Here is a 24,224-nt window from a genome sequence, read left to right as displayed (position 1 = left end):
AGGCGGTTTGCCAGTAATTCAGCCACTTACACAAGTCTACCGCGCAAACAGGCTAAAACCAGCCGCTGCCCATACCGGGATGCACGAACATCTGTCCCACGGAATCCGATGACGCGAGGGAATGGCAGAAATCCGATTCGGCCTGTGTCTCGCGGCGAGAATGGTAGTCAAACAACTGTCGAGAAAAAGAAACCCCGGTGCTAGAACACACCGGGGAAGAGAAGAGAGAAGAAGAAAGGGTTTAGTTATCGGCAAATCCAAATTCGGGATAGCCGGTCAACTCTTGCTGACAGTTATTATGTAACTCCACAATCCTTGAAAAGAGAATCGGATTTGCTGAAAATTACCTGATAACTCAACAGTCACACTGAGCGTTCGGAACATGAAATTGCCACGGTCGCCGTTATGGGCAAACCCAAATTCGGTTTTGTCTATTTTATAGAATTCTATGGCGAGAAACAGCCATTTTGCCCCGATTTGCCTTGCCATCAATCTCGTCTTGCACGCCTCGGACTGCCGCAACGTCTACACTGAGAGCAGAACATGAAATTGCCACGCTCGCCGCAATGGGCGGACCCATTCAAACGGGCGCAGGCAGGAAACCGAATTCTGGAGGAACCATGCTGCTGTCCGATCGTGACATCCTCGCCGCCGCCCAAGCCGACGGCCACATCTCACTGGATCCGTGGACACCCGAAATGGTGCAGCCCGCCTCCATCGACGTACGGCTCGACCGGTATTTCCGACTTTTTAACAACCACGCCTACACTTACGTCGACCCAGCGGAAAACCAGGGCGATCTGACCGAGCAGTTCGAAGTTGGGCCGGACGAACCGTGGATCATGCACCCCGGCGAGTTCGCACTGGCCTCGACGTGGGAATATGTCAAACTCGAAACTCGGCCACCGCAGCCCGCCTCGAAGGCAAAAGCTCGCTCGGCCGCCTCGGCATCCTCACCCATTCCACCGCCGGTTTCATCGACCCCGGCTTCGAAGGGCATATCACGCTGGAACTGTCGAACGTGAGCACGCTGCCGGTGAAACTTTGGCCCGGCATGAAAATCGGACAGATGTGCTTCTTCGAGCTCAGCTCGCCGGCCGAGCATCCTTACGGTTCAAACGGCGTCGGCTCGCACTATCAAGGTCAGCGCGGCCCCACCCCGTCACGTTCCTACGTCAACTTCTATAAGGCCGAGATCAAGGACTGATTTTCGTCTACTTTCAAAGGTTGGCGCGGGGTGCTGGGACAATTGGGAGTATGGCTAACAAGAAGGGCCCGGTCAAAGGTTCGGGCGGAAAACATCGCAATGCGCTGAAAGGCCACGGGCCGACGCCCAAGGCCGAGGACCGCGTATATCACAAGGCTTATCGCGCGCGAAACAGAACGAGAAGCGCCGTTTCGCCGATCCGCGGCTGGCAGCACGCCGTCGCGCGGCCAAGTACACCTCGGATTCCGACGACCTGGTGGTCGGCCGCAACGCAGTGCTTGAGGCACTGCGCGTTGGCGTGCCGAGTTCGCAGCTCTACATCGCCAATCGCATCGAGCACGATGCCCGCACCCGTGAAATCGTCAAACTGGCCGGCATGCAGGGGCTCAACCTGCTCGAGGCCGACAGGCTCGAGATGGACCGCATCGCGCACTCGCGCAATCATCAAGGTATCATTCTGAAGGTGCAGCCCTACCAGTACCACACGCTGGCGGAGCTGGCCGATCGCGCGGACAAGAAATCGCACGCCATGGAAGAGGCCGATTCGCAGAGCGCACGCATCAACGCGCGGCCGCTTTTCATCGCGCTCGACGGCGTCACCGATCCGCAGAACCTCGGTGCAGTGATTCGTTCGGCAGCAGCATTCGGCGCCAATGGCGTCATTTTGCCGGAACGTCGCTCGGCTTCCGTCAACGCCGCAGCCTGGAAGGTTTCGGCCGGCGCGGCCGCGCATCTGCCCGTAGCCCGCGTGGTCAACCTGACCAAGGCCATCGAGGCGATGAAGGAACGCGGCTACTACGTGGTCGGGCTTGACGGCGGCGGCAACGCCATCGTAGGCGAAAGCGGCTTCGAGAGCGATCCACTGGTCGTCGTGCTGGGTTCGGAAGGCAAGGGCCTGAGCCGCCTGGTGCGTGAGGCTTGCGATTCCATCGCCGGTATCCCGATTTCCAGCGAAGTCGAATCGCTCAACGCTTCAGTTGCCGCGGGAATCAGCCTTTATGCCGTTTCTCGCGCCCGCAGCAAGGCCGGTGAGAAAGCCGACAACAGCGCCAAATAGTCGAAACATCTGCTATCGGGCTGATGGCTGAATCGACAATAATTTGATAGAATTCGCGCCCGAAATCTCCCACGGAACGATTCCATTGGGAGATTTTCTTCTATAATCTATGGATTTTTTCAGTGGCTCCAGACGGCTGCGTCCTGGTCGTATTCAGCCGGATCGTAGTAGTCGTCATCTGAACTGTCGCTGTCATTATTAGCATCGGCCGCAGCGTCGCCACCGTTCTCTGGATAGCCATTGGTTACTTTGCCATCGGCATCATCCAAGCCATTTGCATTGTTCTTGGCCGAATTAACTTCTGCACCAGCATCAGCTCTAGCCTTTGAATCCACATTACGGACAGCAGCAACGGCTGGATCCGGCTGAGTCGGCCAGATGTCTTCGGACACATCCGAATCCGCATCAAGAACGCAATTGCTACCAGCGGTTTGGGTGGCTCCCAGATTGCCCATACCATCACCAAGAGTGCCGAAATCAACGCGTCCAATGTTGTCGACATCATCGTTGTCGGAACCGACAACGTCCGCAGCATCGGCACCATTCCCGTTATTCTGCGAACCGCCCGCCTCGTCGTAGGTCGAGCTATCATCCACCACGCCAGAATCCGCATCGGCATTGATCTCGGCGAGCGCCCTGGAGTCAATATTGTATTGAGGCAGATTGTTCTTGATGTAATCGCTCGCCGCAACAGCCGTGGCCACGTCATGTCCGGCTTTTTCAGCCATGAACCAACGGTTTTGCAAAACCTCATGGAAGAACTGAGCCGGCTCGATCTTGGAACGGTATTCCCGAGGAATCATGCGCACAACGGGTTCGAAAACCTCACGCATCCAGTCGGTCGCAACGATTTCCAGCTCCTCGCCGTCACGCCATGTGGAGGCACGATAGGCATCGAGGTCGTTAAGCAGACGCCTTGCCTGGTTCTCCTGCACATCCAGACCCGTGAGCCGCAAGAGTTTACGAGAGGCATACCCTGCGTCGACCACACGCGGCCGTACGAGCACACGTTTGCCGTCGTCGGCGGTTTTGACCTCGAGTTCGTCGACGTCGAAGCCCAGGTCGTCGTGAGCTTGTTGACGCGCTTCTCGATCTTCCACATCTCGTCCGGCCCGAAATCATCCTGGTCGGTCAACGCGCCCCAGAGCGAGTTGTAACGCTCAATCAGCCGATCGCCGACCGCAACCTCGTCGACGTCATCGGGCAGCAGCTTGCCGGAGCTCAAATCCATGAGTTCACCGATGATGTTGGTGCGCGCCAGGTCCATGTCATAATCGCGTTGGCCCACTGTCAGCGAGGTATAGAGCGCACCGGTTTCCGCATCGACCAGAAAAGCTGAAAATGCGTCCGCATCACGCAGGAACAGAACGTTGGAAAGCGAGACGTCGCCCCAATAGAAGCCCGAAAGATGCAAACGCACCATCAGCACGGCGAGTGCATCGATGAGGCGATCGACGGTATCGGGGCGAAGGTTGCCGGCGAACAATGCGCGATACGGCAGCGAGAACTTGAGTTGTTTGGTCACAGAATCGAATCGATTCGAGCGGCTCGCCCTCGCGCGTATGCCGCCCCGTGACGACCGCAATCGGCCTGACAGTGGGCAGTTCCAGCTTCTGCAGACGCCGCAAGAGCTCATATTCATGGGCGGCCACACGGCTGGTGATCTCCTTCATCGCGTAAATCTCGTCGCCGACATGTACGAAACGCACGACGTGCCGGGAAATGCCTCGCGGCAGATTGGCCAACAGCTCTTTGGGCCATGTCGCCAGCGGCTTCTCCCATGGCAAAGTAAACATTTTCGGGTTCGAACTGGCCGCAGTAATCTGCAATGCCTGCGGTTCGGCGACATCTTCATCGCCAGCCTCGGCTGCCGTGACGGACGTCGCCTTCAGCGCGCGCGGATCCATTTGCATTCCTTGCATTCCACCGGTTAATTCCATACCTTTAAATCTAGCGCCCGAACGGGATAGTGCATAATCCATCTCAAACCCCGATTTTCCCAAGAAAAGCACCGTAATCAGCAGTACAGCACATACGAAAAGAGGCCCGCACACGAATGTACGGACCTCTTCAGCGACGCGAAGCAAAAGGAGAAAAGAATACACTTCGCTGTACGCTTCAAGCCGGAACACAATCCGACTCATCTGTTTAATTATTCATTCAATTATTAGTACTGAGCACTCAGTTCAGGCGCATCTCGGTGGCCGGGGAGAACAAGTGCATCTTCGACGGATCAATCTTGATCTTGACGGTGTCGCCGACCTTCGGCAGCTGACGCGGGTTGACGCGAATCGTGGTCAGCTTGTTCTGATCGGACATCGTGGCGGCGGACTCGGCCTCGGAGCCGTCGGTGATGATATCGCCGTAGATATATCCGTCGGAGCCCAGATCCTCAACGTTCTGAACCTTGAGCGAGAAGGCGTTGGCCTCGTCGGGAGCGGCGAGCGAAGCGTCCTCAGGACGGAAGCCGACCACGATGCGGCCCTTGTCGTCCGGGGTGAGCTTGTCGACGGCGGCGGGGTCGTCGATCGATGGTATCGCTGCCGATCTTCGCCTTGCCATTCTCCACCGGGTGGGTGTTGATGTTCATGGAAGGCGAGCCGATGAAGCCTGCGACGAAGACGTTCTGCGGCTTGTCATAGAGATCGGTAGGAGCGCCGACCTGCTGGAGGATGCCCAGCTTGATGACGGCGATGCGATCGCCCATCGTCAGAGCCTCGGTCTGATCGTGGGTGACGTAGAGGGTGGTGACACCGAGCTGGCGCTGCAGAGCAGCGATCTGCGTACGGGTCTGCACACGGAGCTTTGCATCCAAGTTGGAAAGCGGCTCATCCATCAGGAAGACCTTAGGCTTACGAACGATTGCGCGGCCCATGGCGACGCGCTGACGCTGACCACCGGAAAGGGCCTTCGGCTTGCGGTCAAGGAACTCGGTCAGATCGAGGACCTTGGCGGCCTCTTCGACGCGCTGACGAATCTCAGCCTTCGGAACGCCGGCGATCTTCAGCGATCTTCAGAGCGAAGCCCATGTTGTCGGGAACGAAACGGTCATATGAGGATACAGTGCGTAGTTCTGGAAGACCATCGCGATGTCGCGGTCTTTCGGCTGCATCGTGGTGACGTCTTTATCGCCAATGAAAATCTTGCCTTTGTTGACTTCCTCGAGGCCCGCGAGCATACGCAGGGTCGTTGACTTGCCGCAGCCGGAAGGGCCGACGAGCACGAGGAATTCACCATCTTTAATATCAAGTGAGAGATCAGATACCGAGGGCTCCGTATTGCCCGGGTAGATACGAGTGACATGGTCAAATACGACTTTTGCCATAATAATAGTTCCTTTCATCGGCAGGTACGTGCCGAACGATCCGTAGTGAAGGGGTTTTGCATCCACTCGCAAGCCAACATCGGCAAGCGAATTTCCGCACTTTCATTCCATTATGAGTGGGGTCTTGTGAGGGGTCCATCCCCCTCGACTCAAACCCCACTATACACGGTTTGCAGCAACATTACACCACGGGTTTCGAAAGCGCTCAGCCGTTTTGCGTAAAACATAGCAAGATGCAATAAGGCCTGTAAATTTTCCCTTTACTTTCATCAGGTTTGCTTTGCAAAACCCATATAGTCAACTACGATAGCGATAATTAGAATTTAGTGATTTTTGATTATAAAGTAGACAATTTTTGCATATCATCTAATTAGTCAATCGCATCATTCACTGTTGTATAATTTCGCTCATAACAAAATTTATGCATTATTGGATGTTTTATATAATTATTTTTTGACTTTTAATCAAACGTTTTAATAGCTGTATTCCAAATATGTATACATGCATTCACGCGGCAACCAGCCTCAAATAACGACCGTTGATTTATCAATGATTTCAATCATTTTCCAACGATTTGGACGAATTCCGGCTGGATTAAAAAGCGCAACACCTATTAACCGCACAAAACCATTTTCTTTATTTTTAAATGATTTGCCAAGAGGATTGTGTTGCAGAATCAATAAATTTATCATAAAATAGCAATATGAACAATATTTCTGACTCTAATAATCACATTGACTGGCTACGTGAAATCACCCATGACGATTCCATCAACAAAATCTCGCAACAAGCAAGCATTCCCTACGCAACGCTATATAAGCGCTTCAAGTCGAACGAGCTGGCGACCGACGAGATCATCGCCATCGCCCGCAGCTACGGCATCAATCCCGTAGAGGCTCTGGTGAAGACGAACATCATCTCCGACGAAGAGGCTTCTGGCGTGCGCGGCGACAACGCTCTGCGCCTGTGCAGCATCGAATCGATCGCTCACGAAATCGTCCGTCGCGACAACGAGAAAACTCAACCTGTCAAGCAGCCAGAAAACGCGTGAGTCAGCGCATTTTCAATAGCACTGCCAGAATCACACTCGCCAGGTCACACGCAACCGGTCGTATACACATATACGATTCGAGAAGCATCCATAGAATCTGACGGAATCACGCACTCTCAATCAATCTACTGACTTTAGAGCGAAATTTATGTAAGATCACCGGGTTGGCGGCACCATTATCTACCGCCAACCCGATTTGCTATTGAAACAGCACATCGAAACAACATTTATTTATTTGTACATCGCCGTACGAGATGACAGGACCCTTCCCAACATTCACCTGCTAGCACAAAAATCGCATTAATTCGACATTCTTTGTTGCTTTCGTAGACGGTATCCGTTATTCTCGCAATCATGACATCACAAATTGTTTCTGCAGACAGCAGCATTCAGGCCGGGTTCAACCTTACCGGCATGAGCTGTTTCTCTCGTCTGCGCATGATGATGTCCTGTATGACGATTTCTTGTTGTCGCTGAAATTCAACATATTCTGTTGTTGATAATTTTGTATGCATAACAAGTTGTTCGGCGGTTGAAATTCCCTTATTAACCGGTATTCCGACCCTATGAATAATCCAAGTAATATTCATACCATTACCGACTTGCTATAGCTGCAAAATTTCCAGCAACAGGACCAGCAGACTCTCGCATAGCCTTGAAAATCTCAGATTTTCCATATTTTTTAATAGATAACGAGATGGGCTATCCAGAATTCAACGCAGTAACAATTCAATACCACAACTGTCAATGTGGCACATATATACAAAATTTTAGATAAATATTGATTGAGAGGAAGATCATGACTGAAACTGCATGGGAATGGCTGGCGCTTGGCGTCACCGTTCTGCTCTTCGCCGGACTGGCGTTCCTGAGCGTTAAAAAGAAAGCCGGGTTCAGTGCCCGCGTCATCATCGCCACCGTGCTCGGCATTGCGATGGGACTCATTTTCAAGGGGCACACCACCTACGTCGCCGCGTTCGGAACCGTCTGGTCGAACGCCATCGGGGCCATCGTCGTGCCGCTGCTGCTCTTCAGCGTCATCGCCAGCATCACCAACCTCGGCTCGTCGCTGAGATTGAAGAACATCGGCATCAAAACCGTGGTGTTCCTGCTCCTGAACACCCTGACCGCCTCGCTGATCACGCTCGGACTCGCCCTGGTGTTCGGCGTGGGCAAGGGCTTTAACGCCGCCATGCCGCAGCATTATCAGGCCAAGCATGTTCCGGCAGTGCTCGACACCATCATCGGGCTTTTCCCTTCGAATCTCGTAGCCAACTGGGCTGCCAACCAGGTCGTCCCGGTCGTTATCTTTGCCATTCTCATCGGACTGGCCTACAACGCCGCGGCTTCGACGCCTAAGGGCGAGGCTGCCGTCAAACCGTTCAAGACCTTCGTCGATGCCGGCAACGTCGTGCTTTCCAAAGCCACGCAAATCATCGTCGGCTTCACCCCTTACGCCGTGCTCGCGCTGATTGCCGCTGCCATCTCGAAGAGCAACCTCGTGGCCTTGCTGCCGCTGCTGCTCGTGCTCGTCGTGGCCTACATCGCCATTGCACTGCAGATGTTCGTCGTCCAGCCCGCTATCCTCGGCGTTACCACGCGTACCAATCCGCTGCACATACTCCAATGCACTTCTTCTTCAAGTTCTTCTGGCCCGCAGGCGTCGTCGCGTTCACCTCTGAATCCAGCATCGGCAGCATCCCCGTGACCGTACGCCAGTTGCGCAAGGGCGGCGTGCCCGATGATATCGCTTCGTTCGTGGCCTCACTGGGCGCGAACCTCGGTATGCCCGGATGCGCTGGTGTCTGGCCGACCCTACTCGCGGTGTTTGCGGTCAACTCACTGAATATGCACTACACTCCGATGCAGTATCTGATGATTGTCGCTCTGACCCTGCTGGTCTCCCTCGGCACCGTCGGCGTGCCTGGCACCGCCACAATTACCGCGACTTCGCTGTTCGCAGCCACCGGCCTGCCGATTGCTTTCATCGCCATCTCCCAGCCGATCTCGCAGATTGTGGACATGGGCCGTACCGCCCTGAACGTGGCCGGCGCCTCCAATACCGCATTCATCGTCGCCGCCACCGAGCATCAGCTCGATCTTGACCTTTACAACGGCCGCAAGGAATTCACCGCTCGGATCTGGATACTGACGCCGAGCAGGATTCCGCCAAGGAATCGGCCGGAGCCTCCACACCCCTAGCGAATCACGGCTTCGATGCCGACACGAACGCAGCCAACGCCAGCACAGCAACGGGCCTAAGCACGAATGTCGAAGAACATGTTACTCCGACTCAGGGCTCAACCGCTGCCTCGCTGAACCTCTCTACAGCCGGCAACATGCTGAACTTCTCACCCACCGCCGCACTCGACGGACAGGGTGACGACATGTGCGGTCTGCGCTCATCCGACAGCAAGAGCGACAACAAAGCCGAATAATCCCATGTAGTCGGCTCTTCCAATCAGTTATGAAAATGCCGTATCGACGTCTTCCATGTCGCCGATACGGCATTTTTATATATTTCCCCTGCTCGAACACTTATCGGTCAACCAAGAAAATCACCTCGCCGCCGGGCCCATACACGGTAAGATGCTTCATTCACTAACAGCCTCATATGAGGCTGCCCTTGCCCGAGGCCTTTGAGCTTTCCCGTGAAAGACAGCGGAGACAACCTCGAAATTGCAGAGCCAGCCTCATTGCCTTCACCGAGATCCACGCAATAAAAAAACCGTACAAACCAGCAGACGGGACGAACCCGTTTACTGATTTGTACGGTTTCAGAAACTGCTTAACGGCAGCTTATCAGCGAATCATGCGCGCTTGCGGCTGGCGAGCTTCACAGCGACGCCGGCAGCGGCCAGCAAAGCCATAATGCTGGCAACGAGAGTGACGCTGGCACCGGTCTTAGCCAGACCCTTCTTACCAGCGGCAGCTTTCTTGCCCTTGGCTCCAGCCTGCTTAGCTTGACCAGGCTGTCCGGCAACCTGCTGAGAGGCATTGCGGACCAAGCCGGTCTGTGCGCTCTCAAGCTCGACATATTCATATGTGAAATCAGCACTGGGCTCTCCGCGAGTCAATGAAGACTCCGGGTTAAGGGCGTCCTTGGCATCCTTGAGAGCTTCGGAGAAGACCTTCTCAAGAATCGGCAGTGTAATCGCTCTCCTTGAGCTTTTCGGCCTGTGCGACCAGAGCGGCCAGGTCTTTCTTGCTCTTCGGGGAAGTAGGCACGTCCGCACCGGTCTTCTGACCGGCAATCGGGGCCTTAAGACCGTTGAGATCCGAGCTCAGCACGCCTTCAGCGCTGTCAACGTCATTCTTTGAAGCATTGTTGTTAGCCACAACATACTTGGCATACGGCAGGGAAAGCGTGACGCGGTACCAAGAGAACTCGGTATAGTCGGAAGGCTTCAGTGAAGTTGCCTTGGCAATATCGGACTTGAGCTGAGCAATATTAATCAGCGCGGCAGCCTTGTCGTTAAGGCTCTTCGTCTCAGCATTAATCGCAGCCTGGGTAGCGCTGGCATTGTCGAGCAAAGCCTTGGCAGCAGTACGCTCGGCGGCGAACGCAGACCAAGTGGAAGCGACGAAATCAGCCTGCTTGTAACCCTTCACCTTGTCATAAGCATTGCGCAAAGGGGTCTTCGGATCGGCAGGAGCCGGAGCAGGCGTCGGGACCGGAGCTGGAGCGGGTGCCGGAGCCGGATTATGTGACGGAGTATGCGAGGCCGGAAGCAGCGAAGGATCCAATTCCTTAGTCGCATGGTACAGATTGTCATATGTCAACGTAATCTCATACTGCGATTCATTCCCATGACTCGGCTCGAACAGATAGCTAGCCGAGTTCCGGGCGATCCGGAATGACGCCCAATTTTCGTTGCCCGGGTAGCTGCTTTCCTGCACGTTCTTTACTCGGTTGTAGAAAGCCTGCAAATCACCCTTGCTCTTCAGCGGATCGGCTCCGGTAGGTTCACCGGGTACGGCAGTCTGCATAATACCCGGATACCCGCTAAGGAGATTCGCGGTATTGTCGACATCAGCTTGCGACATAGCACCATTGGCATGCGAAATACCATCATTGGCATCATTGAGCATAGCCCTGGCGGTTTCCATATCACTATGCATGACCATCCAAGAACTCTGCTTGTAATTACGTGCGGTATTGCCATTGGCAATAGCAAGAACAGCATTATAGGCGGACTGCAAGCGCGTTTTGTTGTACATCGAGCGCACCGAAACCTGCGAAGGGGTTCCACTCGGCGCCTCACCGGCATTTGCGAAGCCCGCACCGGCGAACAACGTGCAAGCTGCCGCAATCGACGCGACAACTGCTTTACCTAACTTCTTCATACTTACCTCTTTTTCTACTTCGAACTACAAACCGTTAAATCATAACTCTGCATTACTTTTTTGTCCATTTAGAATAAAAGAGAGTGAGATGGAAAAATTATTTTTATTATTTTATTCTTTGCTAATTTTGTGCAATAATAGTTCAGATATAATTTTTTTGCCTACTTGCTATTACACGTAATGGCAATTCGTGAATTGGGCACGGCAATATAGCGCAACCGTGCCGATATAACAACACTATGATAAAAAATATCATGGGGTAAAGTTCCTCAAACGAAAGGCGGCAACGATGCGCGGCATACGAATCGGAGTAGTGGAAGACGAGCCCGCCGCATGCCAGAAAGTACTCGATTACCTCAACCGCTATCAGACCGAAAACAATGAACACTTTACGGTCTCCGTCTTCAACGACGGTTCGGAAATCGTAGAGGATTATCGGCCAATTTACGACATTCTTTTGCTTGACATCGAAATGAAAAAGATGGACGGCATGGAGGCGGCGCGACGAATCCGCAAAATCGACAGCAGCGTCGTCATCGTTTTCATCACCAACGCCTCGCAATACGCCATCAACGGCTACGAAGTACAGGCACTCTCCTACCTGCTCAAACCTGTGCCATATTTTGCATTCAGCCAGGAAATCAAACGCTCTATCGAAACGGTGCGGCGTCAGGCCGACGATTCAATGCTTTTTGAAGCCGGGTCGCAGCGCACACGCGTCGAGCTCAAATCCATCGTCTATATCGAATCGATTCGTCACACCATCATCATCCATACGCTCGATGGCATGGCACTCTCCATCACTTCGACGCTGAAGGAACTGGAAGCGCAGTTGGCCGAGCATGATTTCTTCCGTTCCAATTCCTGTTATCTGGTCAATCTGCGGCACGTCACCGGCATTGAGGACCAGGACTGCGTTATGAGCAACGGAGAACGCCTGCGTATCAGCCGGCCGCGCAAGAAGGCATTTGTCGCCGCGCTGGCCAGCTACATCAACGGCGGGCTGCAATGAGCACACTCGCTGTCAAAAATATGCAACTTAGCCAGACTAAAGTGCACTTTCTTAACAGTAGCGTCAAAAACATGCAGCTTAGCTTCGTCAAAATGCACTTTAACGACGGCAGCAAACGCAGGAGCATACAGCCGAAGCGCAAGCAGCAGGCGGGCATGCGCCATTGCAACTGGGGAGATAACCGATGAATATCATCACCAACGCGCTGCCCAACATTCCGCGGCTTTACACCGGTATCTGCGAATGGCTGGCCTGCATGGTCTATCTGCTGGTCATCTATCGGCGAGCATCGAAATCGCGAAGCGTGCTTGTGGCGGCAATCGGGCTGCCGGCGATTATCGGAATCCAATATTTTGCCGGAGCGATGAGCCTTGACTTCTGGGTTTTCGGCATGCTGCTGGCGGTTGCAGGAATGTATCTTGTTATTTTTCTGGGCGGGCAGACGACATCACGCGAAAGCCTTTACATCACCGCCCGCGCTTTCGTGCTTGCGGAACTCATTGCCTCACTGCATTGGCAAATCGCCGCGTTCATTGGGTTCGACAGATACAACCATGGCCACACTTCCGTTTTGGGGCTGGATCTGTCTACCGCAATGCTGGCGACGGTAATCTATTTGGTCGGGTTTGGCTTAGCTTGGGCCGTCGAACGGCGGAATTTCGAGCGAGACCGCGCGATGAACCCCAGCCGTACAGCGGTCGCTGGTTCCATCATCATCACCATCGTCACGTTCGCGATGAGCAATCTGAGTTTCGTCTCGACCAATACGCCCTTCTCAGGATCCGTAGGGCAGGAAATCTTCTACATCCGCACGCTCGTTGACCTTTGCGGTTACGCAATTCTCGGCGCACAACAGGAACAGGCAAGGGTAACACGGGCGAACATCGAGCTCGCCTCCATCGATGCCAAGCTGCAGAGCGAGCATCAGGAATACCTGCAATCCAAAGAAAACATCGAATCACTCGGCCGTATCTCGCACGATTTAAAGCATCAGCTCACCGCGCTTCGCGCCGAGGTTGACCCCGAACATGCGGCCGCCGGCTTCGAACAGATTGAAGAGTCGGTACAGGAATACAGCGCGCAGGAGCACACCGGCAATTCCGTGCTCGACGTCATCCTGACTTCGAAAGTGAAGACCTGCGTGCAACAGGGCATTACCCTGACGACTGTCGCCGACGGCAAACTGCTGGGCGACATGAGCTCGATGGACATCGCCACACTTTTCGGCAATGCACTCGACAACGCCATCGAGGCGGCCTCGCAGGTCAAGGAACCGGAACGGCGACTCATCAAGCTCGCACTTCACGAGCACGGGCAATTCACCGTCATCCGCGTCGAAAACTACTATGAATCCGCCTTGAAAAAGGACGACGAGGGCAACCTGCGCACCACCAAATCGGACATGCACTCGCACGGCTACGGCGTGAAGTCAATCAAGCACATCGCCGGCCTCTACCATGGCAATGTCACCATCGAAACGCATAATCACTGGTTCGTACTGACCGTGTTGTTGCCGAAGTAAAAGCAATCACCGGTAACGCGAAGGCCGGCCGGTAGGTTATCAGCATCAGTGGCATTGCGCCAATACTGGTTCCCTACCGGCCGGCCTTCGCATTCATTCAGAGCCGACGGCGTTCGCTTACTTTTCGGACTTGTCTTCCTTCTTGGAGTTGTCGGGGGTGATCCACCACTTGAGCAGCGGGTAGCTCACGAGCACTGCGAGCAGGGTGTTGACCACGGAGGTCAGCGTCGAGGAAACGGCGTCATTCCAGCCGTAGCTCTTAAATCGTGGAGATGTAACCAGGCAGCAACAGGCCGACGATGACGATGATGATGGCCAAGATGGTGTACTTCCAAGCCGTGGACTTGAAGCTCGCGTCAGACTTGAAGACCCACTTCATCTGCACGACGAAGTTGACGGCCTGCGCGCAGATCTCGGCGATCAGGAAGGTGAGGAAGCCACCGATGCCGTTGGTACTGGGCTTCGAATAGTTGAAGATGAGGAAGCTGAACGGCTGAGTCAGGTGCAGGGCGTGCACGAACAGCGCCGTCAGAATCCATACGGCCACGAAGCGCGTGATGGTCGAGATGTTCGACAGCACGTTGAACTTGATGAACTCCCAGAGGTTCGGGTACTTCTTGATCAGGCGCTTACACGCGGCGACAAAGCCCTTGCCCTCAACCTGCTGTGCGTTCTCGTTATTGTTGTCACTCATTTGTTTTCAAGCTCCTTCGCTACGCGCTTGTTGGCGGAAATATTGCGGAAATAACCGGCGATGAACGAACCGGCACCGCGGAAGGTGTGGCCGTTCGCGATCTTGACGACGGCCTGAACCATCGCCGAGTCGATCATGCCCTGGGTCATCTTGCACATCGCGCGCGGCGGCATGTTGAGGATGAAGAGGGTGTTGAGGTCGGGCTGGCCGGTCTTCTGACGGACCTTGGCCTCGTGCTTGGTCAGCTTCTTGGCAATGGTGCGTGCCACGAAGCCGCGCGAATCAACCCAAGAGGAGATCGGGTCGTTCTCGCCGAAGACGACGGTCTTGCCAGGGGCGATGACGCCGTGGCCGAAGAGAGCGGTCATTTCGTTATCGGTGACATCCTTGACCTGGCCCTTGAGATAGTGGCCGAGGCGCGGATCCGGCGGGCAGAGGTCAATGTCGCCCTGGACCATCTGAGTGGTCTTGAGCGGCAGGTTCTCCACGCTGTCGCCAACGAGAATCTCGCGTTCGCCGGTCTCGGTCTTCCAAGTGCCGGGCACTACGTCGTAATGACGGAACGTGTAGCGGTCAAACGGAATCGTGACCGTCTTGGTCTCGTGTGCGTCGAGGAAGACCTTCTTGAAGCCCTTGAGCTCGCGGTCGGGGCGCATCGCGCCGCCCTGCGGGCCGCGGACATACATCTGGGCCACAGTGGCACCAGGAACGTCGGAGTCGTTGGTGACGGTGAAGGAAACGCCCTTCTCGTCACTGGCCAAACCGGAATACGTGAACGTGCTGTAGCTCAGGCCGTAACCGAACGGGAAGCGCACCGGAACGCCGGCGGTCTCGTAATAGCGATAGCCAACGAACGGGCCTTCGCGGTAGATGGCGTCGCGGCCGATGGCCGGATACCAACCGGAGTTGGGGGCATCATCATACTTGAGCGGCCAAGTCTCGGCGAGGTGGCCGGACGGGTTGACCGCACCGGTGAGCACACGGGCCGTGGCAGAAGCGCCTGCCTGGCCGGAGAGACCGATATAAAGAATGGCGGAAACATCGTCGAACCAAGGCAGCTTCGACAGGAGAACCGGCAACGAGCACGATAACCACAGGCTTGCCGGTGGCAGTCAGCGCCTTCACCAGCTCATTCTGGCCTTCAGGAATGGCCATGGTGGAACGGTCAAGACCTTCGGATTCGCTGCGCTCGTCAAGGCCGACAACGGCGACGACCACATCGGTGGTGTCGGCCGCGGCCAGCGCGACGGCATCTTCAACCAGGACGCTGTTCTTGCCGCCGTGACGCTCGTAGCCCTGCTGATAGCCGGCGACTTCAACGCCGTCGATCTTCTTGAGCTGGTCGAGCAGGTTCTCCTCGTCGGTCGCATTGACCTTGGAAGAGCCGGAGCCCTGATAACGCGCGGTTTCGGCCATATCACCGACGACCGCGACGCGGGTGCCGGGCTTGAGAGGAAGCACGGGGGCAATCTTGCCGTCCGCGCTGCCGTTCTTCATCAGCACGCTGGTGCCTTCGGCGACGCGACGGGCAACCTTGTGATGATCCTTGGCGACGTCGTCGGCCATGAGGTCATCGCGGCCCACACCCTCGAAACGGGTGCGCTCGGCCAACTTGGCGACCTCGCGGGCACGCACGTTGATATCGGCCTCGGCCAGCGTGCCGGCCTTCACAGCGCCGGTGAGCTCACGCACGGAGGTGTAACCAGGCGACGGCATCTCAAGCGAGCCGCCGGCCTTCACGGCGGCGACGGCGGAGTTGGAGCCGCCCCAGTCGGAGATGACTGTGCCGTCGAAGCCCCACTCCTGGCGCAGAATCTCAGTCAGAAGATGCTTGTTCTCATGGGCATACGTACCGTTGATCTGGTTGTAAGAGGTCATGATGGCCCACGGACGAGCCTCGCGGATCATAATTTCAAAGCCGGTCAGATACAGCTCGCGCAGCGTGCGCTCGTCGACCACGGAGTTGGAAGCCTGACGGCGCAGCTCCTGGCTGTTAACGGCGAAATGCTTCGGGCAGGAGGCCACGCCGTTGCTCTGGATGCCCTTGACCAGGCCCGCGGCCATGCGGCCGGCGACCTGCGGATCCTCGGAATAGTACTCGAAGTTGCGTCCGCACAGCGGATTGCGCTTGATGTTCATGCCCGGCCCGAGCAGCACGTTGACGTCGAGATCGTGTGCCTCGCGCCCCAGCGCCTTGCCCATTTCCTCGGCCAGTTCCGGGTCCCATGAATTGGCCACGGTTCCAGCCGTCGGGAAGCATGTTGCGGGCTTGGATGCGCCGATGCCCAGGTGATCGCCTGCGCCAAGCTGGCGACGCACACCATGGGGACCATCGCTCATCACGAAGCTGGGAATGCCAGCCCGTTCATTGCCGCGCGAATCCCATTCAGAGCCACCGGAAAGCATTGCGGCTTTTTCCGTGACCGTCAGTTCTTCGAGTTCCATAGTCCTCCTTATAACAATGTTGCCGATGTCTTTTGTCTCTTCACCGAAGCTTGGACTCAACGGATTGCGAAACAAACAATAGTCGGCACATATATGCGGCGCTGCACAGCCTGTGCCACATCGCATACCTCCACCCACTACTATTTCTATTTAATCAACAAATGCCAACAGCGGAACCGCAAGAAACCTAAGCTGTCATTTCTTTCGCACGATTGGCGCACCCTTATATCCCCTATATAAAGAAACGACAAAGCCCCGCCGTTACTCAAACGGCGGGGCTTCATCTCACGATTCCGAATCAACGAAATCGATCAGTCAATCACTCTTCGGCCGAATCGTCGGTCACCGTGATCTTGGCTTCGTTGCGGCGGCGGAGGTAACGGCGAACCGCTACGACCTCAAGGCCGACGAAGAGCACTGCGGCGACAACCCAGACGACGTACATAGCCGTCTTCCAGATCGGGGTGGCAGCCTTAGGCTCACCATGCTCATATTCCCAGCCGTTAACCACGGAATAGAGGATGTTCTTGGAAGCCTGACGCATTGCGATGACGGAAGTAGCGGACTTGTCAGTGATGTGGTTGGTCACCTTGGTGGTAGCGAGCATCGTGTCGTGTCCCGCCATTACGGATGATCTGGTCAGCGTTCTGGAAGCCATAACCGGAGAAGTAATCGGTAACGACGAAGCCCTTGAAGCCCCACTCGTTACGCAGCATTCCATTGAGCAGTGCCGGGTTCGCGCCCGCATAGGTGGGTCCGATGTAGTTGAAGGAGCTCATCGCGGCCTGTGCGCCGCCGGTCTTCACGCTCATCTCGAAGGGCTTGAGGAATACCTCACGAATCGACTGTTCGTTGGCCCAGGTGCAGAGCATATTGGTGCGGTTGGTTTCCTGCTCGTTCATTGCGAAGTGCTTGATGAACGCATAAACGCCCTGCGAACGTGCGCCAGCAATCTGGTTGGAAGCCATCGTGCCTGCCACCAGCGGGTCCTCCGAGAAGTACTCGAAGTTACGGCCGCCGAAGACATTGCGGTGAACGTTCATAGCCGGTGCATACCAACCGGCGACATGCATGTCATGACCCATTTCGCCGATCATCTCGCCGAAACGCTTGGCAGATCCTTGTTGAAGGTGCAAGCGAACGCCATGGAAGCGGGGAAGCCGATAGAACCGACCTTGGTGAAGTTGTTGTTCAGAGAGGCCGGGCCGTCAGCGTCAGTGACCTGAGCCTTGCCGATGGAAGCAATTGCGGCCGTGCCATAACCGCCATTGGCGATCAGGTTGTCCATGTCCTTGAACGTCAACTCGTCAAGCAGCTTGTTCCACGTCGGATCGTCATAGGACTTTCCGCGCAGAGCCGCCAGACGCAGGTTATTCTTCGCACCGGTGGTCGGCATCTTGTCGCTGGCCTTGTCATGATCAGTCGGCTTGTAGTTGCCATTATTGGTGAACTCGGACTTAATCTTGTCGCTCATCGCGAAGTTCGTCGGGGCTGCGGTGGCCTTGGCAAAGTTGGCGAAATGGCCTGCACGAGACAGATAAGTGACGTTGTCGCCCTCTGCGTTATCGAACTGGTTAGTCGCCGGGATCTTGTCGCCGTTATGCGTCTGACCCTTGGTGTTGTAAGTCACGGTGGAGTCAATGGTGACCGGCTTGGTGTCGATGACCGTGTGCGAATCGGACTGCACGGAGATATCGTACTGGCCCTTTTCGAGCACGTAAGACTTGGCCTTCTTCTGATCGTAGGAAGCCATGTCGGAGTCCTTGAAGGAAATCTTAACAGTCTGCGAAGCGCCTGGCTCGAGCTTGTCAGTCTTGGCAAAGGCTACCAGATTGGTGCTCGCCTTTTCGATGCCGCCGTCGGTGTAAGGAGGATTGTAGTATGTTTCCACAACGTCCTTGCCGGCCTTATCGCCGGTGTTCTTCACGGTCACATCGAAGCTGATCTTGCCGTTCTCGTGGCTGATCGCGCCCATCTTCTCGCTGAACTTGGTGTAGCTCAAGCCGTAACCGAACGGATAACGCACCATATCGTTGTAGTTGATGAGGCCTTCCTTGGCGGCGGTCTCATAGAAACGGTAACCGACGTAGATACCCTCGGTGTAGTCGACGAACGCGGCTTGACGGTCTCATTCTTGCCGGTGAAGCCAGCAAAGGTCTGCGCAAATTCGTCGACGTTGTTGTACTTGAAATCGCCGAAGTTGTTGTAATTGACCGACTGCTTCAGGTTCTTGAGGAAGGTGTCGGAGGTGCGGCCGGAAGGATTGACATCGCCTGCGAGCACACGGCCCAACGAGGTGAAGCCGGTCTGGCCAGCGGGCGGGCACCACACCAGAGACTTAATCTGAGGATACTGGTCGAGGAAATCGAACTGGAAGGTATTCGCCCCGTTGTAAACCACGGTCACGTTCTTGAAGTTCTTGGTGACGAGATCAAGCATGTTCTTCTCGGTCTGGTCAAGCTGCAAGATGGACTGACCATCCTGGAAATCTTCATAATCCTTGGAATTATTGGTGTACTTGATGTCCTTGGACTTCATGTTGGTCGGCAGATCCGCACCTTCGCCGCCCACGCGGCTAATGACCACGACGGCCTGATCGGAATAGGACTTTGTCTGGTTGATGAGGCTCTGAGAATACTGGTTCGCAGGCACCTCAGGCAGGGTCCAGTCCTGGGCGAACATACCCACTTCCGGACGTTCCTTACGATAATCGGTATAAAGCTTGGAAAGCTTGGCGTTTGGCTGGAGGCCAGCATTCTTCATGCCTTGCAGCATGGAGACGGTGGGATACTGCTTCGACATCGAACCAGAACCAGTACCACCGTAAACAGGGTTGGTGGAGCCCCAACCGAACACGTTGACCTTCTTGGATTTGAGCGGGAGCGTGCTGTCGTCATTCTTCAGCAGGGTGATAGCTTCGTTCTCGACATCCTCTGCCAGCTGGTTTGCCTTCTTCACCGTGTTCTGCGACAGCTCGTATTTCTGCGCGCTGGCGTTGTTGAGCAACGTAGACATCGGGCCAGTGAGCATCATTGACACTGCAGCGACGATGGCCACCAAGGCCACCAGCCATGTCTCGCTGTGCACAAGCTTGCGAGTTCCTACGTTTTTCACCGTCTTCTTGTTGACGGCAAAGCTGATGATAATGGCCAGAACCAGCAAGACGCCGATGACCACAAGATAGGGCACCAGAGACTTGATGACGTTGACGACATCAGCCATGTTGATTTGCAACATGAGAAGTCCTCCTCCTTGTTTCTTTTCGAAACAGCGGCATGGCACCGGCAACTCTTACCGGCAACCGAGCGAAACCGTGCGACAATACGCCACACTTCCCGCCAGGGGTGAAGCAAAACCTATGGACTGCACGCCAGGACCGTTCAAATCGTCCCTGACCCGTCCGTTGGCGTTAACAAACACCTCATTATGCCAAGGATTTCATTTCATCAAAAATCGTGCTACAACATAAGGCGATTCCCCTAGACTGCAACAACGCAAGCATAATTTGTTCTGGTTCTTGTCGTCAGAACTCGAATTTTCTTTAAATTTATACAGATAATTGGTGCATATTATTGTCAACGATGAATTCCTCATGGCTGTCCGTTTTCATCCGCCATCCCCCAAAACCGCACTATAAAAGGCATAAGAGAGCCTGGATCGGAGACTACATACCATCTTGACACCGTTCATGACCGCATAGACCTGCGCGTATAATCAAGTCACCAATGCAGAGGAGATGCTCAAAGAGAGAGTGTCTCAGCCTGTTCGACAGCACAACAACAGCTGTTGAATGCCGAACGGACTGCACCGTGGCTCTGCACCGTTTCCCACGGAGGGGAAGAGAAATGTTAGGAATTGCATGGTCCGACGTCATAGGCGTCTGGAACTCCATTCAATGGTATATTTACGCATTGCTCGCGATTATCGTTGTGGCCATTATCGTGGCCATCGCGGTAAGGAAAGTCAATGTAGCCGAACGCAAGCTGATTCGTTCGAACACCATCGTCATCCCGCTGGTCGCGGTCGTCGCCGTGGTCAGCATGATTCTTGCCGGCCCTATGTCGACACTGCTGAACCTGGCTGGCACCAAGGCCAAGACGGTCTCCGCCGAGACCACCGCCAAGGCGACCACGCTGGCGAAGGACATCGCCGGCGAAGGCTTCGTGATGCTCAAGAACGACGACAACATGTTGCCGATGAAGAACACCAAGAAGCTCAACCTCTTCGGCTGGGCCTCCGAGAACCCGGTCTACGGCGGCACCGGCTCCGGCGCCATCAATGCCAACTATCAGATGCGTTCGCTCAAGGACGGCCTGCACGACGCCGGCTTCAAAACGAACGATTCCCTGAGCAAGCTCTACAAGCAGCTCGGCGCCCGAGACAGCAAGAACAGCGCGCTCGGCACGGGCTGGTCGCTGCCTGAACTCACCGCCGACAAGTACACCAGCGACGTGATGCAGAACGCCAAGGACTTCTCCGACACCGCAGTCATCTCACTGGCCCGCGTGGGCGGCGAAGGCTACGATGACATGCCCACCGACGTGAGCAAGGTGAAGTACAAGGACAACTCCAAGGAATACAAGGACTTCAAGCCGGGCGAGCACCCTGCAGCCCAACCAGACCGAGCGCAACATGATCGACCTGGTCTGCAAGAACTTCAACAAGGTCATTTTCCTTTACAACGGCTCGAACCCGATGCAGCTCGGTTTCCTCAACGACCACCCGCAAATCAAGGCGGCCATCTGGGATCCGGCTCCGGGCAACGTCGGCTTCGATTCGCTCGGCAAGATCCTGAACGGCGAAATCAACCCCTCCGGCAAGACCACCGACACCTTCCTCTATGACCTGACCAAGTCCCCATGGTGGAACAACTCCGGCGCGACCAAGTACACGAACATGCAAGACATGGCATTGAAGCTGCCGGTCGCCAAGGGCGTCTACTTCAACCTCGCTCCTTCGTTCACCAATTACGTCGAGGACATCTACGTCGGCTACAAGTATTACGAGACGGCCGCCGCCGAAGGCACCATCGACTATGGCAAGACCGTGCAGTATCCGTTCGGCTATGGCCTGAGCTACACCGATTTCACCCAAAAGATGAGCCCGGTCACCAAGAACGGCAAGAACCTCGAGTTCACCGTCACCGTGAAGAACACCGGTTCCGTCGCGGGCAAGGACGCCGTGGAAGTCTACGACAACCCGCCTTACACCAACGGAGGCATCGAGAAGGCCAGCGCCAACCTCGTAACGATGAAGAAGACCAACCTCCTCAAGCCCGGCGAATCGCAGAACGTGAAGATTTCCTTCCCGCTCGAGCAGCTCGCCTCCTACGATTACCTGAACACCAAGGGTTATGTGCTCGACCAAGGTGATTACCAGCTCTCGGTCAACTCCGATTCCCACAACATCCTTGACAAGCAGACCTACACCGTGGCCAACAAGGTGACCTTCGACAAGTCCAACCCGCGTTCCACCGACAAGCAGGCCGCGACCAACAAGATCTCGGAGATCGCCGGCGACGTGACGTATCTGTCCCGCAAGGACCACTTCGCGAACTACGCTGCGGCCACCGCCGCTCCGGCAAGCGACGTGATGCCCGACAAGTACAAGAACCAGTACCACGTCAACAAGAACTTCGATCGCAACACCTACATCAACAAGAACGACAAGATGCCGACGACCGGAGCGAAGAACAACATCAAGCTCAAGGATCTGCGCGGCGTGGACCCGAACGACCCACGCTGGGACAAGCTGCTTGACGAGATGAGCGTGGACGACATGTCCAAGTTGAGCTCCATGGCCGGCTTCCAGACTCCTGCGGTCGATTCCATCGGCAAGGTGGCCACCACCGACGCCGACGGCCCCGCAGCCATCAACAACAACTTCACCAAGCAGGGCTCGCTCGGCTTCCCGATCGCCGTGGTTCTGGCGAACACCTGGAGCCCGACGCTCGCCCGCCAGTACGGCGAGATGATGGGCCAGATGGCGCGCGAAATGGGCATCGTCGGTTGGTATGCACCGGCTATGAATACGCACCGCACCGCTGTCGGCGGACGTAACTTCGAGTACTACTCCGAGGACGGCGAGCTGGCCGGCACCATCGCGCCGCCAACGCCGTGGCCGGGGCCAAGTCGAAGGGCGTCTACGCCTACATCAAGCACTTCGCGCTCTACGATGCCAACGCCATGATGGTGAGCATCTGGTCGAATGAGCAGGCGGCCCGCGAGGTCTATCTGCGCCCGTTCGAGATGGCTGTTGAGCAGGGCAAGGCCGACGCCACCATGGTTGGCTGGGACTACATCGGTACCAAGTGGAGCGGCGAGCAGGGCTGGGTCAACACCATCATGCGCGACGAGTGGGGCTTCAAGGGCATGGCCCTCACCGACTCCTTCGGCGCTGACGGACGTGGCTTCATGAACGCCAACAACGCACTGCAAGGCGGCGTCGACGCGATGCTCTCCACCTACGGCGACGGCGACAATGTCGTGAAGGACAAGTCCTCCGCCACCTCCGTAAAGTGGCTGCGCAACGCGAGCAAGCACATCCTGTACACGACTGTGAACAGCGGTGCCTACGATGCCAATAGCGACGCCCAGAAGACGCCGGCCTGGAAGACTGCGATGATCATCGTCGATGTCATCACCGCCATCCTCGCCATCGGCTTCGAAGTGGTGATCGTGCGTCGCTACCTCAAGCGCAAGAAGGAAGGCACGACGACCTCCGCTGAGTAAGGCCTGACGCGGCTCGTCCGCGACCTTACCGCAGAGCGCAGTGGCCCGGCAGATATGCAAGTATCCGCCGGGCCACTGCTGTATTCGCGTAATTCATGCTCATTGTCACTGCACATACGAATTCTGAAACCTTCGCCGACGCACTCAGCCTGCCATTTTCCGCACAATCTTGCGGCTACTCGGCAAACCTGTCACGCTACCGTTAAAAACATGCACCTCATGGCCTCCAAATTAAATAGTGACCAGATCTCCGTCTCAGCACCCGTCGAACAACGGTCACCAAAACAAAGGCCCGGCCACTATTACAGGATGGATTCCCACCCAGCCTTAAAGGTTGCCGAAAATCACCGGCGGCCCCTACGGCAGACACGGATAATCAAAGCGATTATCGCCACAAGATAGAACAGCACACCCACCACGGAAATGTTGAGTGCCGTCACCTCGCTGTGCGGATAATTAACAGGAATGAAGTAGATGTCAGCCGCAAGACGCACGCGCGCGAGTACGAACAACGCGAACGAAATAACCAACAGCACTTCACCACCCATCACCAACACGTCGGACAGAATGTCGCGGCTAGAATCGGCAGCTGACATCCTGCTTCGAGGCATGAAGATGACTTTGCACGCTACAGCAATCATCGCCACGATGGTTAGAATCAGAGGCCAGACGCTCATACCACTGCCAGACATATAGCCAGTTGTGGAAGTATAAACATATACGATCACACCCACCAATGCGGCAAGAACAGCAATACATTCAAGTACAGAACCCTTGAGCGAGAACGTCGAATCGGATGATTTTCCTGTCTCAATCGTTGCTTCCGTCATGAC

At 55.5% G+C, this 24,224-nt stretch carries 11 protein-coding genes and 8 pseudogenes; 10 read left to right on the top strand and 9 right to left on the bottom strand.

Going from position 1 to position 24,224, the window contains the following annotated elements; genetic code table 11:
* Window positions 1-620 precede the first annotated feature (620 nt).
* Both dcd and rlmB read left to right on the top strand, forming a co-directional pair.
* Window positions 621-1,207 (top strand): annotated as a pseudogene (dcd, locus tag OZX57_RS00470) (dCTP deaminase).
* Window positions 1,208-1,257: 50 nt separating this feature from the next.
* A pseudogene (rlmB, locus tag OZX57_RS00465) lies at window positions 1,258-2,264 on the top strand (23S rRNA (guanosine(2251)-2'-O)-methyltransferase RlmB).
* 569 nt (window positions 2,265-2,833) lie between these two features.
* Here the strand turns inward: rlmB and OZX57_RS00460 are convergent.
* The 3 genes and pseudogenes from OZX57_RS00460 to OZX57_RS00450 form a co-directional block, all read right to left on the bottom strand.
* Window positions 2,834-4,204: pseudogene (locus OZX57_RS00460) on the bottom strand (DUF4032 domain-containing protein); the annotation flags it as partial.
* A 241-nt stretch (window positions 4,205-4,445) separates the two neighbouring features.
* A pseudogene (gene ugpC / locus OZX57_RS00455) lies at window positions 4,446-5,589 on the bottom strand (sn-glycerol-3-phosphate ABC transporter ATP-binding protein UgpC).
* A 524-nt stretch (window positions 5,590-6,113) separates the two neighbouring features.
* On the bottom strand, window positions 6,114-6,269 hold the full coding sequence (locus OZX57_RS00450) for a hypothetical protein (protein ID WP_277162279.1): 156 nt from the start codon (window positions 6,267-6,269) through the stop codon (window positions 6,114-6,116).
* A gap of 23 nt (window positions 6,270-6,292) precedes the next feature.
* On the opposite strand from OZX57_RS00450, the gene OZX57_RS00445 reads away from it, so the two are divergent.
* The 3 genes from OZX57_RS00445 to OZX57_RS00435 all read left to right on the top strand — a co-directional run bounded on the left by OZX57_RS00445 (window position 6,293) and on the right by OZX57_RS00435 (window position 8,842).
* The gene (locus tag OZX57_RS00445; RefSeq protein WP_277162278.1) at window positions 6,293-6,640 is read left to right on the top strand and encodes a hypothetical protein; all 348 of its coding nucleotides are present in this window, start codon (window positions 6,293-6,295) and stop codon (window positions 6,638-6,640) included.
* A gap of 799 nt (window positions 6,641-7,439) precedes the next feature.
* On the top strand, window positions 7,440-8,348 hold the full coding sequence (locus tag OZX57_RS00440) for a cation:dicarboxylase symporter family transporter (protein WP_277162277.1): 909 nt from the start codon (window positions 7,440-7,442) through the stop codon (window positions 8,346-8,348).
* A complete protein-coding gene (locus OZX57_RS00435) occupies window positions 8,267-8,842 on the top strand; it encodes a cation:dicarboxylase symporter family transporter (RefSeq protein ID WP_277162276.1) in 576 nt (191 codons plus the stop codon). Before OZX57_RS00440 ends, OZX57_RS00435 begins: the two co-directional genes overlap by 82 nt.
* A gap of 608 nt (window positions 8,843-9,450) precedes the next feature.
* Here OZX57_RS00435 and OZX57_RS00430 read toward each other — a convergent pair.
* Window positions 9,451-9,717: a hypothetical protein gene (locus tag OZX57_RS00430; RefSeq protein WP_277162275.1), complete on the bottom strand. Its 267-nt coding sequence runs from the start codon at window positions 9,715-9,717 to the stop codon at window positions 9,451-9,453.
* A 58-nt stretch (window positions 9,718-9,775) separates the two neighbouring features.
* Window positions 9,776-10,987, bottom strand: a complete 1,212-nt coding sequence (locus OZX57_RS00425) for a hypothetical protein (protein ID WP_277162274.1) — start codon at window positions 10,985-10,987, stop codon at window positions 9,776-9,778.
* A 289-nt stretch (window positions 10,988-11,276) separates the two neighbouring features.
* Between OZX57_RS00425 and OZX57_RS00420 the strand changes: the two genes are divergently transcribed.
* Together OZX57_RS00420 and OZX57_RS00415 are read left to right on the top strand one after the other, a co-directional pair.
* Entirely contained in the window at window positions 11,277-11,999 is a 723-nt protein-coding gene (locus tag OZX57_RS00420) for a LytTR family DNA-binding domain-containing protein (RefSeq protein WP_277162273.1), read from the top strand.
* A 184-nt stretch (window positions 12,000-12,183) separates the two neighbouring features.
* Window positions 12,184-13,521, top strand: coding sequence for a GHKL domain-containing protein (locus OZX57_RS00415; protein ID WP_277162272.1), 1,338 nt, complete (start codon window positions 12,184-12,186; stop codon window positions 13,519-13,521).
* A gap of 117 nt (window positions 13,522-13,638) precedes the next feature.
* Here OZX57_RS00415 and OZX57_RS00410 read toward each other — a convergent pair.
* The 3 pseudogenes from OZX57_RS00410 to OZX57_RS00400 form a co-directional block, all read right to left on the bottom strand.
* A pseudogene (locus OZX57_RS00410) lies at window positions 13,639-14,215 on the bottom strand (PTS cellobiose transporter subunit IIC).
* Window positions 14,212-16,660: pseudogene (locus OZX57_RS00405) on the bottom strand (glycoside hydrolase family 3 C-terminal domain-containing protein). Before OZX57_RS00405 ends, OZX57_RS00410 begins: the two co-directional pseudogenes overlap by 4 nt.
* Window positions 16,661-16,979: 319 nt before the next feature.
* Window positions 16,980-19,897 (bottom strand): annotated as a pseudogene (locus OZX57_RS00400) (glycoside hydrolase family 3 N-terminal domain-containing protein).
* 488 nt (window positions 19,898-20,385) lie between these two features.
* Here OZX57_RS00400 and OZX57_RS08610 point away from each other — a divergent pair.
* The 3 genes and pseudogenes from OZX57_RS08610 to OZX57_RS00385 all read left to right on the top strand — a co-directional run.
* Window positions 20,386-21,180, top strand: a pseudogene (locus OZX57_RS08610) (glycoside hydrolase family 3 C-terminal domain-containing protein); the annotation flags it as partial.
* Window positions 21,181-21,292: 112 nt separating this feature from the next.
* Window positions 21,293-22,849, top strand: coding sequence for a glycoside hydrolase family 3 C-terminal domain-containing protein (locus OZX57_RS00390; RefSeq protein WP_277162271.1), 1,557 nt, complete (start codon window positions 21,293-21,295; stop codon window positions 22,847-22,849).
* Entirely contained in the window at window positions 22,777-23,391 is a 615-nt protein-coding gene (locus tag OZX57_RS00385) for a glycoside hydrolase family 3 N-terminal domain-containing protein (RefSeq protein ID WP_277162270.1), read from the top strand. The genes OZX57_RS00390 and OZX57_RS00385 overlap by 73 nt, the downstream gene beginning before the upstream one ends.
* Before the next feature lie 344 nt (window positions 23,392-23,735).
* On the opposite strand, the gene OZX57_RS00380 is transcribed toward OZX57_RS00385, so the two are convergent.
* Window positions 23,736-24,221 (bottom strand): hypothetical protein, encoded by a 486-nt coding sequence (locus OZX57_RS00380; protein WP_277162269.1) that lies wholly within the window; start codon window positions 24,219-24,221, stop codon window positions 23,736-23,738.
* Window positions 24,222-24,224 lie beyond the last annotated feature (3 nt).

Origin of the sequence: Bifidobacterium sp. ESL0682, from assembly GCF_029392815.1 — a bacterium.
In the GTDB taxonomy this organism is placed as follows: domain Bacteria; phylum Actinomycetota; class Actinomycetes; order Actinomycetales; family Bifidobacteriaceae; genus Bifidobacterium.
This window is presented reverse-complemented; position numbering and strand designations above follow the sequence as displayed.

Bases quoted from the DNA above. Each gene is read 5' to 3' on its own strand.
- OZX57_RS00445 (WP_277162278.1), top strand. From the start codon at position 6,293: ATGAACAATATTTCTGACTCTAATAATCACATTGACTGGCTACGTGAA.
- OZX57_RS00440 (WP_277162277.1), top strand. From the start codon at position 7,440: ATGACTGAAACTGCATGGGAATGGCTGGCGCTTGGCGTCACCGTTCTG.
- OZX57_RS00435 (WP_277162276.1), top strand. From the start codon at position 8,267: ATGCACTTCTTCTTCAAGTTCTTCTGGCCCGCAGGCGTCGTCGCGTTC.
- OZX57_RS00425 (WP_277162274.1), bottom strand. From the start codon at position 10,987: ATGAAGAAGTTAGGTAAAGCAGTTGTCGCGTCGATTGCGGCAGCTTGC.
- OZX57_RS00420 (WP_277162273.1), top strand. From the start codon at position 11,277: ATGCGCGGCATACGAATCGGAGTAGTGGAAGACGAGCCCGCCGCATGC.
- OZX57_RS00415 (WP_277162272.1), top strand. From the start codon at position 12,184: ATGAATATCATCACCAACGCGCTGCCCAACATTCCGCGGCTTTACACC.
- OZX57_RS00390 (WP_277162271.1), top strand. From the start codon at position 21,293: ATGATCGACCTGGTCTGCAAGAACTTCAACAAGGTCATTTTCCTTTAC.
- OZX57_RS00380 (WP_277162269.1), bottom strand. From the start codon at position 24,221: ATGACGGAAGCAACGATTGAGACAGGAAAATCATCCGATTCGACGTTC.